The sequence below is a fragment of the Bradyrhizobium sp. Ses1 genome (assembly GCF_059512365.1).
The window spans coordinates 101,866-116,191 of record NZ_JCAMOQ010000002.1; the positions used below are offsets into that span (position 1 = coordinate 101,866).

Sequence of the window (14,326 nt, forward strand, 5' to 3'; positions counted from 1 at the left end):
GAATTCCGTCATGCGGCACTCGTGTCCTGCGCTGCGTCAGCGCAGGCACCCATGAAAAATGTGCGCTCGCGCTTTGAGGCCGCCGCGTCTATGTTGGCCGCAACGATCTCGGCGATGGGAGGAAGAAAATGAAACACGCCTACATACCCCGGACCACCAACTACACGCTCAATCCGGGCGACGAGCTCAACGACCTCCGCATGTCGGATCAGGTCCGCCCGCTCTATGAGCATGTGAAGAAGTTCATCCGGGAAACCGTCGAGCCGATGTCGGTCGAATTCTATCGCCACGGCGAGAACAAGAACGACCGCTGGAGCTTCACCGACGGCCAGCTCGAAGTGCTCGATAAGGCCAAGAAGAAGGCCAAGGAGGAAGGCCTCTGGAATTTCTTCCTGCCCGACGCCGAGACTGGCGAAGGCCTGAACAATCTCGACTACGCCTATATTGCAGCCGAGCTCGGCAAGAGCCCGCTGGCCTCCGAGACCATGAACTGCTCGGCGCCCGACACCGGCAACATGGAAGTGCTGGAGCGTGTCGGTACCAAGGCGCAGAAGGAGAAGTGGCTGAAGCCGCTCCTGAACGGCGAGATCCGTTCGGCCTACGCCATGACCGAGCCCAACGTCGCGTCGTCGGACGCCAAGAACATCTCCACCACCGCAAAGCTCGTCGGCGACGAGTGGGTGATCAACGGCGAGAAATATTACATCTCCGGCCTCGGCGATCCCCGCTGCAAGATCATGATCGTGATGGTGAAGACCAATCCGGATGCGCCGCCGAGCAAGCAGCAGTCGCAGATCCTGGTGCCAAAGGACACGCCTGGCGTCGAGATCCTCGGTCCCATGCATGTGTTCGGACAGGATCATGCCCCGCGCGGCCACATGCATCTGCGCTTCAACAACGTCCGGGTGCCGAAGGACAACATCCTGCTGGGCGAGGGCCGCGGCTTCGAAATCTCCCAGGTTCGGTTGGGACCGGGACGCATCCACCATTGCATGCGCACGATCGGCAAGGCGGAGAAGGCGCTCGACATGATGGTGCAGCGCGGCCTCACCCGTGAGGCCTTTGGCAAGAAGATCGCCCATCTCGGCGGCAATCTGCAGATCATCGCGCAGGCGCGCTGCGAGATCGAGGCGATGCGGCTGATGGTGCTGAAGGCGGCGAAGGCGATGGACGTGCTCGGCAACAAGGAAGCGCGCGTCTGGGTCTCCATGGTCAAGGCCATGATCCCCGAGCGCGCCTGCAAGATCATCGACCAGGCGATCCAGATGCACGGCGCCACCGGCATCTCGCAATGGACGCCGCTTGCCGAAATGTACCAGGACGTCCGCCATCTCCGCTTCGCCGACGGTCCGGACGAAGTGCACTGGATGGTGGTCGGCCGGCACGAACTGAGCATGCCATAGCGGACGCGGCGATCCGTAGGGTGGGCAAAGCGAAGCGTGCCCACCTTCACGAGCTGAGCCAGAATGGTGGGCACGCTTCGCTTTGCCCACCCTACAGGAGCCACCATGGAATACGCTGCCAGCGATCTGAAGCCGCGCGAACGCTACAAGGTGCTGGCATCCTTCGTGCTGCCGCGACCGATCGCCTGGGTGACCAGCGTCGGTCCAACCGGCGTCGTCAATGCCGCGCCGTACAGCTTCTTCAACGTGTTCTGCGAGGACCCGCCGCTCTGCATGTTCGCAGTCAATCTGCGGCCCGACGGGCGGGTGAAGGATACGCTTGTCAACATCGAGCGCACCGGGGAATTCGTGGTCAATATGACCGACGAGCCGCTGGCGCACGCGATGCATGAGACCAGCGGCGACTTTCCGCCGGATGTGGGCGAGCCCGACTATCTCGGGCTCAAGCTGGCGCCATCGACCAGCGTGGCAGTGCCGCGCCTTGCGGATGCGCCGTGGGCAATGGAATGCAAGACCTGGAAGATCATCGACGTCAACGGCGACCGCCGGCTGATCATGGGTGAAGGCATCCACTTCTACATCCGCGACGAGCTGTGGGACCGCGAGGCCATGCGCGTGCACATGGAGCGCTACCATCCGGTCGGCCGCATGTTCGCCGACCGCTATTGCCGCACCGACGACCGGGTGGTGTTTCCGGCAGCCGAGGGCGCGAAAAGCTAGCTCGCCGCCTCTCCGATCTTGTCCTGCGTCTTGGTCTCGAAGTCGCTGGCGTCGTGGCGCTCGTGCAATTGGCTCGCGGGATCGCCCGAGATGCGGTTGACGATGCGGCCTCGCTTCACGGCCGGGCGCTTTGCGATCTGATCGGTCCAGCGCAGCACGTTCTTGTATTCATGCACCGACAGGAATTCGCCTGCGCCATAGAGCAGGCCCTTGACGAGCCCGCCGTACCACGGCCACACGGCGATGTCGGCGATCGTGTAGTCGCTGCCGGACAGATATTCGTTGTCCGCCAGACGACGATCGAGCACATCGAGTTGACGCTTCACCTCCATCGCATAGCGGTCGATGGCATATTCGATCTTGGTCGGCGCGTAGGCATAGAAGTGGCCGAAGCCGCCGCCAAGAAACGGCGCGCTGCCCATCTGCCAGAACAGCCATGACAGGCACTCGGCGCGAGCCTGGCCGCCGGTCGGCAGGAATGCACCGAACTTCTCGGCAAGGTGCATCAGGATCGCGCCGGACTCGAACACGCGGATCGGTTCCGGCCCGCTACGGTCCAGCAGCGCCGGGATCTTGGAATTCGGATTGACCGCAACAAAACCACTGCCGAACTGGTTGCCATCGATCTTGATCAGCCACGCGTCATATTCGGCGTCGGAATGGCCGAGCGCGAGCAGCTCTTCCAGCATGATCGTGACCTTCTGGCCGTTTGGCGTCGCCAGAGAATAAAGTTGCAACGGATGCTTCCCGACGGGAAGTTCCTTCTCATGCGTGGGCCCGGCGATCGGGCGGTTGACGCTGGCGAAACGGCCGCCATTATCCTTGTTCCAGGTCCAGACTTTCGGCGGCTCATAGGCAGGTGCATCGGTCATTGATCAAGCTCCAGCGCGGAAGCCGCGCCAGTGTTAACTAGCGTCGAGCACAGGATTGGCAAGGGCGGGATTTCGTATAGCCGGTGCCTCTTCACTTCCGTCATGGCCGGGCTTGTCCCGGCCATCCACGTCTTGCGTCGAAGGAAGTGCTTGGATACTCGAGACAAGCCCGGGCATGACGGTTGATAAAGCTCAGAACGCGGCCGCCCGCTGCTGGCGCGCTGCGCCCGTCATCGCAAAGCCGTTATAGCCCTTCGCCGCGACCTCGTTGCAGATCTGCCGATAAGGCCCGACACCGCCGATATAGGGCATGAAGATCCGCGGCTTGCCCGGAATGTTGGCGCCCATGTACCACGAATTGGCCTGCGGATAGAGCGTGGTGTAGGCAACCTCGTTGACATGCGCCACCCATTCGTCCTCGGCCTCCCTTGTCGCCTCCATCGTGTCGAGTTCACGCTCTCGCATGTAGTCGAGGCAATCGCTGATCCAGTCGACGTGCTGCTCAATCGAAACGATCATGTTCGACAGCACGGAAGGACTGCCGGGCCCGGTGATGATGAAGAGGTTCGGAAAACCTGAAATCATCAGGCCGAGATAGGTGCGCGGTCCCTCGGCCCATTTCCGGTTCAGCGTCAGCCCGTCGCGGCCGCGAATGTCGATCTTTGCCACCGACCCGGTCATAGCGTCGAAGCCGGTCGCCAGCACCAGCGCATCGAGTTCATATTCGCATGCTGTGGTGCGCACGGCATTTTCCGTGATCTCCTCGATCGGACTGCTCTTGATGTCGACCAGCGTCACGTTGGGCCGGTTGAAGGTCGCGAAATAGTCGGTATCGACGCAGATGCGCTTGGAGCCGATCGGGTGGCTGTTGGGCTGCAGCAATTTGGCGGTCTCGGGATCCTTGACGATCTCGGCGATCTTCTCGCGCACGAAGTTCGCGGCGGTATCGTTCGCGGCCTGCTCCAGCGCGAGATTGTTGTAGGCCGACATGAAGGTGAGGCCGCCACGCTGCCAGCGCGCCTCGTATCTGGCACGGCGCTCGTTGTCGCCATCATCGAGTGCGCCGCGATCAGGCAGGTCGGTATAGATGCCGTTGCGCGCCACTTCCCGCTCGATGCGCCGGATTTCCGGATAGTTGGTGCGAAACCATGCGCGCTCCTCGTCGCTCAGCTTGGCATTGCGCGCGGGAATCGAGAAATTCGCGGTGCGCTGGAAAACGGTGAGATGGCTCGCCTGCTCGGCGATGACAGGTATCGACTGAATCCCGGATGAGCCGGTGCCGATCACGCCGACGCGCAGGCCGGTGAAATCCACCGGCTCATGCGGCCAATGGCCGGTGTGATAGACTTGGCCCTTGAACCGATCGAGGCCCTTGATGTCGGGCTTGCGCGCATTCGACAGGCAGCCGGTGGCAAGCACCACGAACTTGGCCGTGACGGTCTTGCCGTCGGCGGTGGTCACCGACCAGAGCTTTTTCGTCTCGTCGAACACGGCCGCATCGACGCGGGTGTCGAACTGGATGTCTGAACGCAGATCGAAGCGATCGGCGACATGGTTGGCATAGCGCAGAATCTCCGGCTGCGGTGCGTAGCGCTCGCTCCAGTCCCATTCCTGCTGCAGCTCCTCGCTGAACGAATAGGAATACTGCATGCTCTCGACGTCGCAGCGCGCGCCGGGATAGCGGTTCCAGTACCAGGTGCCGCCGACGCCGCTGCCCTGCTCGTAGACTCGCGCGGTAAAGCCGAGACCGCGCAACCGGTGCAGCATGTACATGCCGGAGAAGCCGGCGCCGACCACGACGACGTCGTAATGTGCGGCAGGAGTTGCGGAAGCGGATGGCGAGGCGGACATGGACGCGGGCTCCCTTGAAGATTCTTTTCGTTGCCGGCCAGCATTCCCCGCGACGCGCCAAAGCGCAAGGGACAAAGCGCGAGTAGAAGGGAGCTGCATATTTTGCCTTACGGAATGCGTAGCAGCTGCACGCAAGTCGGCGAAAGCCGGTTGGCTTTCCTCTCCGCCATGCGCTAGCCTGATCGTTATCAAAATAGAAAAGCAGCCTGAAGCTGCCATCGGGAGAGAGAACGCATCCATGAAATCGCCGATCTGCGACATGCTGGGTATAGAATTCCCCCTGCTCGCCTTCAGCCATTGCCGCGACGTGGTGGCAGCGGTCAGCCGCGCCGGCGGATTTGGCGTGCTGGGCGCGACCGTGCATTCGCCTGAGAGCATCGAGCAGGAACTGAAATGGATCGACGACCACGTCGACGGCAAGCCCTATGGGCTCGATGTGCTGATCCCCGAGAACATCTCGACCGCAGGCGAGAAGAACGTCACCTGGAAGAGCCTGGAGCAGCGGATCTCGCCCGAGCATCGCGACTTTACCCGCAGCCTCCTGAAGAAATGCGGCGTCGAGCTGACGACGACTGATGTCGCCGACAACCAGCCGCAGCCGTTCGACGCACAGCGCGCGCTCGAAGTGCTGGACGTCTCCTTCAAACATCCGATCAGGCTGATCGCGAATGCGCTGGGCGTACCGCCGCAGGAGATGATCGACATGGGCCGCAAGCATGGCGTGCCGGTCGCGGCACTCGTCGGCGCCAAGGAGCACGCGCTGCGCCAGGTCGCGGCCGGTGTCGACATCCTCGTCGTGCAGGGCACCGAGGCCGGCGGCCATTGCGGCGAAGTCTCGACCATGGTGCTGGTGCCGGAGGTCATCAAGGCGATCAAGCCGATCCGCGAGGTGCCAGTATTGGCGGCGGGCGGTATCATGACGGGACGCCAGATGGCGGCTGCGATGGCGATGGGCGCAGCGGGCGTCTGGACCGGCTCGGTGTGGCTCGCGACCGTGGAATCCGAGACCACGGAAATCTTCCGTGAGAAGATGATCGCGGCCTCCTCGCGCGACGCAGTGCGTTCGAAGGGACGCACCGGCAAGCCGGCGCGGCAGCTCCGCTCGGTGTGGACCGACGCATGGGACCGCTCACCCGACAGCCCCGGCGCGCTGCCGATGCCGCTGCAGAGCATCATCAGCCGCGACGCCTTCAACTCGATCGACCGCTCCGCGGCGGCCGGCAACGAGAAGGCGCGCGACCTCGTCAGCTATTTCGTCGGTCAGGGCGTCGGCCTGATCGACAGCGTGAAATCGGCAGGCGCCGTGGTACAGGAATTCAAGGAAGATTTCATCGAGGCGGTCGAACACATGAATGCCCTGGTGGCGGAATAGCGGCGTCATTGCGAGGAGCGCAAGCGACGAAGCAATCCACGCCTCCGCAAGCTCAGAGATGGATTGCTTCGCTTCGCTCGCAATGACGGGTACAAGGACGAAGCACGCCGAACTGATCATCTGAGCTAAAGAGAAGAAATGTCCAATAGCATCCCCGAAGACCGCATCCCAGTCATCGTCGGCGTCGGCGAGATCGTCGATCGTCCCAAGGACGTCGCTGCAGGCCTCGAGCCTCTCGCGCTTCTCGAAGAAGCGCTCAAGCGCGCGGAAGCCGACAGCGGGGCCAAGTTGCTCCGCGACGTCCAGTCGCTCGACGTCGTCAATTTCCTGAGCTGGCGCTATCGCGATCCGGAAAAACAACTTGCCGAACGGCTCGGCATCAAGCCGGCGCATCTCTATTACGGCCCGGTCGGGGGCGAGAGCCCGATCCGCTATCTGCATGAAGCGGCGCAGCGGATCGCGCGCGGCGAATGCAGCGTGGCGGCGGTCTGCGGCGGCGAGGCGCAGTCGACCGCGACCAAGGCGGATCGCGGCGGCGTCGCCCTGCCCTGGACGCCGTTTGCGCATGATGTCGAGGAGCCGAAGCGCGGCGCGGCATTCCAGAAGCCGCTGGCGGTGAAGCTCGGCGTGTTCAGGCCGATCACGGTCTATCCGCTCTATGAGTCCGCGACCTCAGCGCATTGGGGCCAGACGCCGCGCGAGGCGCTCGCCGAGTCCGGCGAGCTGTGGTCGACCTATTCCAGCGTCGCGGCTTCGAACCCCAACTCGTGGCTGAAGAAGCGTTTCGCGCCGGAGGAGATCACCACGCCGACGCCGGAGAACCGGCTGATCGCCTGGCCCTACACCAAGCTGATGGTGGCCAATCCGACCGTGAACATGGGCGGCGCGCTGCTGCTCACCGGCCTCGCCAAGGCGCGCGCGGCCGGAATTCCCGAGGACCGGCTGGTCTATCCGCTCGGCGGTGCGTCGGCGGAAGAACCGCGCGACTATCTCGTGCGCGACCAGTTCTTCGAAAGCCACGCGCAGAATGCGGTGCTGAAAGCGGTGATGGACCTGGTCGAGGGCGACGGCAGCAAGTTCGACGCGATCGAGCTCTATAGCTGCTTCCCCTGCGTGCCCAAGATGGCGCGACGCACGCTCGGCCTCGGCCCTGACGTGCAGCCGACCGTCACCGGCGGGCTCACCTTCTTCGGCGCGCCGCTCAACACCTACATGACGCACGCCGCCTGCGCGATGGTGCGCAAGCTCCGCGATGGTGCCGAGCTCGGCCTGCTCTACGGCCAGGGCGGCTTTGTCACCAAGCATCATGGCCTGGTGCTGTCGCGCGAGGCACCGAAGGCGACGCTCAAGCAGGATACCAGCGTGCAGGCGGAAGCGGATCGCAACCGCCGCACGGTGCCGGAGTTCATCGCCGAGGCCAGCGGCAAGGGCAAGGTCGAAAGCTTCACCGTGATCTATCGCGGCAATGGCGAGGTCGAGCACGGCGTCGTCATGTTGCGCACCGAAGACGACCGCCGCACGCTCGGCCGCGTGCCGGCGAGCGATGCGACGACGTTAGCGCATCTGCTCGGCATGGAGCGCACGCCAGTCGGCACCACAGGTGACATCGTGATGGCCGATGACGGCGTGCCGGAGTGGCGGGTGGTGTGAGCTACCTGCACCGTCATGCCCGGGCTTGACCCGGGCATCCACGCCTTTCTTTCCGCAGTCGAAAACGTGGATGGCCGGGACGAGCCCAGCCATGACGGAGGAGAGAGCGCCGCCCCCTACCCCTTCACGTCCTGCTTTTCGGAGGCCGTGGTCGGCTTCTTCGCGCCGCCGCCGACCACGCGGACCTGGTCGCCGTCGTTGATGCCATCCGGCGGGGCAATGATGATGCGGTCGTCGGCGGTGAGGCCGGAAGCGATCTCGATCTCCTTGCCGAGGTCGCGGGCGATCGTCACCTTCTTGAACAGGATCTTGTCATCGGCGCCGACGGTCGCAACGCGCAGGCCGTTGCTGTCGAAGATCAGCGCGCTGGCGGGGATGTGCAGCGGAATGGTGTCGCGCTGCAACGTCAGCTTCACATTGGCATAGCCGCCGGGCATCAATTCGCCGCCGGAATTGTCCAGCGCGAGTTGCATGCGCGTCGTTCCCGAGCTGACATCGACCGCCTGCGAGGACGTTTCCACGGTCGCCGTAAAGGTGCGGTTCGGATATTCCGGCAGCGTGATGACAGCCTTGGCGCCCATCTTGATCGACGGCACGAAGTTCTGCGGCACGTTCACATAGACGCGCAGCTTGGAGATGTCGGAGACGATGAACATCGCCGGGCCCGCGCCGCCGCCGGCATTGATCAGCGCGCCGACGTCGGTGTTGCGCTCGGTGACGACACCGTCAAAGGGCGCAGTGATCTTCTTGTAGCCGGCAAGCGCTTCCAGCCGTTCGACATTGGCCTGACCGGAATTGACGGCGGCCTTCTTGTTGGAGAGATCGGCGGTGCGCTCGTCGATTTCCTGCATCGAGACGAAGTTCGAGGCAAGCAGCGACCGCCGCCGGGTCAGCGTCGCTTCCGACAGTTTGGCGCTGGCCTGCTGGCTCGCAAGATCGGCCCTGGCCTGCAGCAATTGCTGGTCGAGGTCGGGCGCCTCGATTTCGGCGATCACCTGCCCGGCCTTGACGCGGGCGCCGATGTCGACGCTCCAGCTCTTCAGGTAACCGGACACGCGCGCGAAGATCGGGGCGCGGTAATAGGCTTCCAGCCGGCCCGGCAGGTCGATCGTGGGGTTGAGCACCTTGGCGCTGGGCGGCGCCACCGCGACGCTCGGAATGGCCTGATTATCGGTCCATTCCTTCAGCTTGGTGCCCTGCTCCTCGCGGGCACGGATGCCGGTGATGACGACGAGGACCAGGCCGACACCGGCCGCAAGCCCGAAAATGCCCAGTTTCCAGCGCGAGACCGGCGGGCGTTGGTCAGTGGGCATGCGACATCTCCGGTGCGGCGGCGGCGCTGGCGCCTTGCTTCTTGTGTACCATACTAAAGACGACGGGAACAAACATGAGTGTGGCGAACGTTGCAAAGATCAGGCCGCCGATCACGGCGCGGCCCAGCGGGGCGTTCTGCTCGCCACCCTCGCCCAAGCCGAGCGCCATCGGCGCCATGCCGATGATCATGGCAAGGGCCGTCATCAGCACCGGGCGGAAACGGACGAAACCGGCCTCGAGCGCGGCGGCAATGGGATCGCCGAGCTGCTCGTAGCGCTCGCGGGCGAAGCTGATGACGAGCACGCTGTTGGCGGTGGCAACACCCATGCACATGATCGCGCCGGTCAGCGCCGGCACCGACAGCGTGGTCTCGGTGGTGAACAGCATCCAGACGATGCCGGCGAGCGCTGCCGGCAGTGCGGTGATGATCACGAACGGATCGGACCAGGACTGGAAGTTCACGACGATCAGGAGATAGATCAGCACGACGGCGCCGAGCAGACCGAACAACAGGCCGGAAAACGCGCTGTTCATGGTCTGCACCTGGCCGAGCAGCACCACCGAGCTCCCCTTCGGGACATCCTTTGCAGTCTCGGCGATCAGCGCCCGCACGTCGGTGGCGACCGCGCCGAGGTCGCGGCCCTGCGTCGTGGCGTAGATCTGCACCATCGACTGGATGTCGTATTGGGATACGACCGCACTCGAGGTCGAGCGCGTGATGTCGGCAATGCCGCCGAGGATCGGCGACTGCGGATTGCCGGTCGCGGTGATCGGCAAGGTCTGCAAGGCGCTCAGCGAGTCGATCTGGTATTGCGGCGTCTGCATCACGATCGAATAGGACACGCCGTTATCCGGATTGAGATAATAGGTCGGCGCGACCTGCGAGCTGCCGGCGAGATTGACGACGAGGCTGTTGGTGACGTCGCGCTCGGTCAGGCCGACATATTGCGCGCGGGTGCGGTCGACATCGATGTTGAAGGTGGGGCTGTTCGGCGATTGCTGGATGCGCGCGTCGGCAATGCCGGGAATGCGGCGGATCCGGCTCAGCAATTTGTTGGCATAGGCGAAATTGGCGTCGAGATTGGCGCCGCGGATCTGCAGGTCGATCGGCGCCGGCGCACCGAAGTTCAGGATCTGGCTGACGATATCGGCAGGCAGGAACGAGAAGCTGATGCCGGGGAACATCCGCGGCAGTTGCTCGCGTAGCACCTGGACATATTGCTCGGTCGGCCTGTGGCCTTCCTTCAGCTTGACCTGGATGTCGCCATCCTGCGGACCGATGACGCCGGTGTTGTTGTAGGTCATGTTGATGCCGGAGATCGGCATGCCGATATTGTCGGCCAGCGTGTCGATCTCCTCCGGCGGGATGATCTTGCGGATCGCCTTCTGCACCTCGGCGAGCTGATTGGCAGTCTCCTCGACGCGGGTGCCGACCTGGGTGCGGACGTGCATCAGGATGTTGCCGGCGTCGACCGACGGAAAGAAGTTGCGGCCGAGGAAAGGCACCAGCAGCATGGACACCGCGACGAAGCCGAGGAAACAGCTGACGAAGATGGCACGGTGTCCGAGCGCCATCGCCAGCATGTCGCGATAGGCGCGGCGGATGCGCTCGAACCGCGCCTCGAAGCCGCGCTGGAACAGCTTGAACGGATTGCGCGTCGGCGGCAGCCCGCCCTCGTGATGCACATGGGGCTGCAGCAGATATTTCGCCATCGTCGGCACCAGCGTGCGCGACAGGATGAACGACCAGATCATCGCGAACATCACCGCTTCCGCCATCGGCACGAACAAGAAGCGCGCAACGCCGGTCAGGAAGAACATCGGCACGAACACGATGCAGATGCAGAGCAGCGAGACGAATGCCGGCGTGACGATCTGGTTGGCGCCGTCGAGAATCGACTGTTCGACCGGCTTGCCCTGCTCCAGATGGTAATTGATGTTCTCGATCGTCACGGTGGCGTCATCGACGAGGATGCCGACCGCGAGCGCCAATCCGCCGAGCGTCATGATGTTCAGCGTCTCGCCGATCGCCGACAGCATGATGATGGCGCCGAGAACCGACAGCGGGATCGAGACCGCGATGATGATCGTCGACCGCCAGCTCCCGAGGAACAGCAGGATCATCACGCTGGTGAGCAATGCGGCAATGACGCCTTCGAAGGCGACGCCGGTGATGGCGCCGCGGACGAAAACCGACTGGTCGCCGATGAAGCCGATCTTGAGCGCGTCCGGAAGCTGGTCCTTGACGTCGATCACCTTCTGCTTGATGCCGGCGATGATATCGAGCGTCGAGATCGCGCCCGCCTTCAACACCATCATCAGCACGGAGCGGTTGCCGTCGACATGGACGATGTTGGTCTGCGGCGGGTTGCCGTCGCGGACGGTGGCGACATCCCGAACATAGACCATGGCGCCGTTGACGGTCCTGATCGGCAGATTGCCGAGATCCTCCATCTTCAGCGGCGAGTTGTTGAGCTGGATGTTGTATTCGAACTGGCCGATCTTCTGCGTGCCGACCGGCGTGATCAGATTTTGTGCAGCGAGCGCATTGGCCACGTCCTGCCCGGACAGGCCGCGCGCCTGCAGCGCCGTGGAGTTGAGGTCGATCTGCACCTGACGCTGCTTGCCGCCGAATGGATAGGGTATGGCGGCGCCCGGCACGGTGACGAGGGGCGTGCGGAGCTGATTGATGCCGATATCGGCAAGATTCTGCTCGGTCAGCCCCTCACCTGACAACGCGACCTGGATGATCGGCACCGTGGAGGCGCTGTAGTTCAGGATCAAAGGCGGCGTTGCACCCGGCGGCATCTGCTTCAGAAGCGTCTGCGAGATCGCCGTGACCTGGGCGTTGGCGGTGCGGATGTCGACGTTCGGCTGGAAGAAGATCTTGATGATGCCGAAGCCGTTGTAGGAATTGGCGACGATATGCTCGATATCGTTGACGGTGGTGGTCAGCGCGCGCTGAAATGGCGTGGTGATGCGCCCGGACATCTGGTCCGGCGGCAGTCCGGTGTACTGCCAAACGACCCCGATCACGGGGATGCGGATGTCGGGAAAGATATCGGTGGGCGTGCGCAGCGCGGCGAGCGGTCCGACAATGAGGAGCAGCAGCGCGAGCACGACAAACGTATACGGCCGGCTCAGCGCGATACGGACCAGTGCAACCATTGACGAGTTATTCCCCGGAACCCGTAAAATGTACGGGGGATTGGCGCCCCTACAGGCCAATTCACTTGCGTCGATCTAGCGAAAAACGGGCCAAAAGCCAACTTTGCGCGACGCAATCCGCGTTCACATCCTCGACATAGCTGCCGGGCCGGACCGGCCGCGGGGTGAACCGCGGCCGGGAATTATCGCAACTAATGAAGTAATTAAGCCGCCCGCACGGATTCCAGGAACTTGCTGACCTCGACCTTGAGGCGGCTGCTGTCGCCGGACAATGCCTTTGCCGCCGAGAGCACCTGCGATGAGGCCGAACCGGTCTCGGTCGCGCCGCGCTGCACGTCGGTGATGTTGGCCGAAACCTGGTGGGTGCCCTGGGCGGCCTGCTGGACGTTGCGGGAGATTTCCTGCGTAGCCGCGCCCTGCTCCTCCACCGCCGCGGCGATGGTCGAGGAGATCTCCGACAGCCGTTCGATGGTGTTGCTGATTTCCTTGATCGCGTTCACCGAGTCCTGGGTGGCGGCCTGGATGCCGGTGATTTGCTGGCCGATCTCGCCGGTGGCTTTCGCGGTCTGCTCGGCCAGCGCCTTCACTTCGGAGGCGACCACCGCAAAGCCGCGGCCGGCCTCGCCGGCGCGTGCCGCCTCGATGGTCGCGTTCAGCGCCAGCAGGTTGGTCTGGCCCGCGATCGTGTTGATGAGCTCGACGACGTCGCCGATCCGTGCCGCCGCCTTCGAGAGCTCGCTGACACGGTCGTTGGTGCTGCGAGCCTGGCCGACGGCGTCGCCCGCCATCCGTGCTGATTCCTGGACCTGGCGGCTGATCTCGGTGACGGACGATGACAACTCCTCGGTCGCGGACGCCACCGACTGCACATTGGTGGACGCCTCTTCCGAGGCGGAAGCGACCGTGGTGGTCAATTCCTGCGAGCGTGTGGCAGTCGAGGAGAGCGTGCCGGCCGCGGCTTCGAGCTGGGTCGAGGCGGAAGAGACGGTCTGGACGATCTCGCCGATCATGGTCTCGAAATTGCGGGTGATGGCGTCGACCCGGCGGCCGCGCTCGATCTTTGCTTCGGCGTCGGCGGCTGCAGCCTCGTCGGCGGCCTTCTTGGCGATCAACGCTTCCTTGAACACCTGAAGCGCATCGGCCATCGTGCCGATTTCGGTCTTCTCGCCCTGGTGCGGGACTTCGGCGGTCAGATCCCCGTTTCCGAGCGCCTGCATCGGCTTGACGATGGACGCGATCCCGGCCGAGACGTCGCGGATCAACAGGAAACTGATGGCGGCGCCAACAAGCACCGCGGCCAAGAGAATGACAGCGAGTATCGCGAAGGCGGAAGAGTAGTTGGCGGCGGCGTCCTCCGCAGCCTTGTCGGCACCCGCCTTGTTGAGCTCGATGTCCTTGAGGAGAATCGCGTCGGCCTCGAGCCCGATCTTGTTCACGGTCTTGCTGTTCAGCTCATGCGCGTCATGCGGGATCTTGCCGACATCCCTGCGCGACAACGCCATCACCTCTTCGGTGCCCTTCCTGTATCGATCCCAGGTGTCCGACCATTGAGTATAGAGCGCCCGCTCCTCCGGGGAGGTGATCATCGTTTCATAGCTCTTGCGGGCCTTCATGTTGCCCTCGACAACTGTGACCAGAGTCTTCTCGTTGGCCAGCTTCTCCTCGAGCGTTTCCGAGAGCATGTGCTCACGGATCACGTTGCGGTAGGTAATGACACCAGCGCGAAGCTCACCGAGCACCCGGACGCTCGGCAGCCAGCTGGTGGTGATGTCGACCGTATTGGCATTGATCGCCTGCATGTTGCGGACGGCGAGGAGCCCCATGCCCGTCATCGTGACGAGCAGCAGCGCAACCACGGTGATGATCTTGGCGCGGATCGAGTATTTGGCGAACATCTGAAAATCTCTTGGTGTTGCGCGTGTCGGGCACGTCAGGTGATGCAAGGTGCTTCGGTTTGGTCTGCCGAATCGAAGGAT

Annotated in this window: 9 protein-coding genes; 4 read left to right on the top strand and 5 right to left on the bottom strand. The window is 63.6% G+C overall.

Translation table 11 applies throughout. The features are described from left to right. Positions 1-128 precede the first annotated feature (128 nt). Together AC5ZG5_RS03460 and AC5ZG5_RS03465 are read left to right on the top strand one after the other, a co-directional pair. Positions 129-1,403, top strand: coding sequence for an acyl-CoA dehydrogenase family protein (locus tag AC5ZG5_RS03460; protein ID WP_130224399.1), 1,275 nt, complete (start codon positions 129-131; stop codon positions 1,401-1,403). 105 nt (positions 1,404-1,508) lie between these two features. Next, positions 1,509-2,123: a flavin reductase family protein gene (locus AC5ZG5_RS03465; protein WP_456641030.1), complete on the top strand. Its 615-nt coding sequence runs from the start codon at positions 1,509-1,511 to the stop codon at positions 2,121-2,123. Here the strand turns inward: AC5ZG5_RS03465 and yghU are convergent. Further along, positions 2,120-2,995, bottom strand: coding sequence for a glutathione-dependent disulfide-bond oxidoreductase (gene yghU / locus AC5ZG5_RS03470; RefSeq protein ID WP_456641031.1), 876 nt, complete (start codon positions 2,993-2,995; stop codon positions 2,120-2,122). The genes AC5ZG5_RS03465 and yghU overlap by 4 nt on opposite strands. 192 nt (positions 2,996-3,187) lie before the next feature. Then, positions 3,188-4,846 carry a flavin-containing monooxygenase gene (locus AC5ZG5_RS03475; RefSeq protein WP_456641032.1) on the bottom strand — a complete coding sequence of 553 codons (1,659 nt, stop codon included), beginning with the start codon at positions 4,844-4,846 and terminating at the stop codon, positions 3,188-3,190. Positions 4,847-5,084: 238 nt separating this feature from the next. On the opposite strand from AC5ZG5_RS03475, the gene AC5ZG5_RS03480 reads away from it, so the two are divergent. Together AC5ZG5_RS03480 and AC5ZG5_RS03485 are read left to right on the top strand one after the other, a co-directional pair. Beyond that, positions 5,085-6,218 carry a nitronate monooxygenase gene (locus AC5ZG5_RS03480; protein WP_456641033.1) on the top strand — a complete coding sequence of 378 codons (1,134 nt, stop codon included), beginning with the start codon at positions 5,085-5,087 and terminating at the stop codon, positions 6,216-6,218. 138 nt (positions 6,219-6,356) lie between these two features. After that, positions 6,357-7,868, top strand: coding sequence for an acetyl-CoA acetyltransferase (locus AC5ZG5_RS03485; RefSeq protein ID WP_456641034.1), 1,512 nt, complete (start codon positions 6,357-6,359; stop codon positions 7,866-7,868). Positions 7,869-7,984: 116 nt separating this feature from the next. Here the strand turns inward: AC5ZG5_RS03485 and AC5ZG5_RS03490 are convergent, their stop codons facing one another. The 3 genes from AC5ZG5_RS03490 to AC5ZG5_RS03500 form a co-directional block, all read right to left on the bottom strand. Continuing rightward, positions 7,985-9,181, bottom strand: a complete 1,197-nt coding sequence (locus tag AC5ZG5_RS03490) for an efflux RND transporter periplasmic adaptor subunit (RefSeq protein WP_130226573.1) — start codon at positions 9,179-9,181, stop codon at positions 7,985-7,987. After that, a complete protein-coding gene (locus tag AC5ZG5_RS03495; RefSeq protein WP_456641035.1) occupies positions 9,171-12,350 on the bottom strand; it encodes an efflux RND transporter permease subunit in 3,180 nt (1,059 codons plus the stop codon). The genes AC5ZG5_RS03490 and AC5ZG5_RS03495 overlap by 11 nt, the downstream gene beginning before the upstream one ends. A gap of 203 nt (positions 12,351-12,553) precedes the next feature. Then, the gene (locus AC5ZG5_RS03500) at positions 12,554-14,245 is read right to left on the bottom strand and encodes a methyl-accepting chemotaxis protein (RefSeq protein WP_456641036.1); all 1,692 of its coding nucleotides are present in this window, start codon (positions 14,243-14,245) and stop codon (positions 12,554-12,556) included. Positions 14,246-14,326 lie beyond the last annotated feature (81 nt).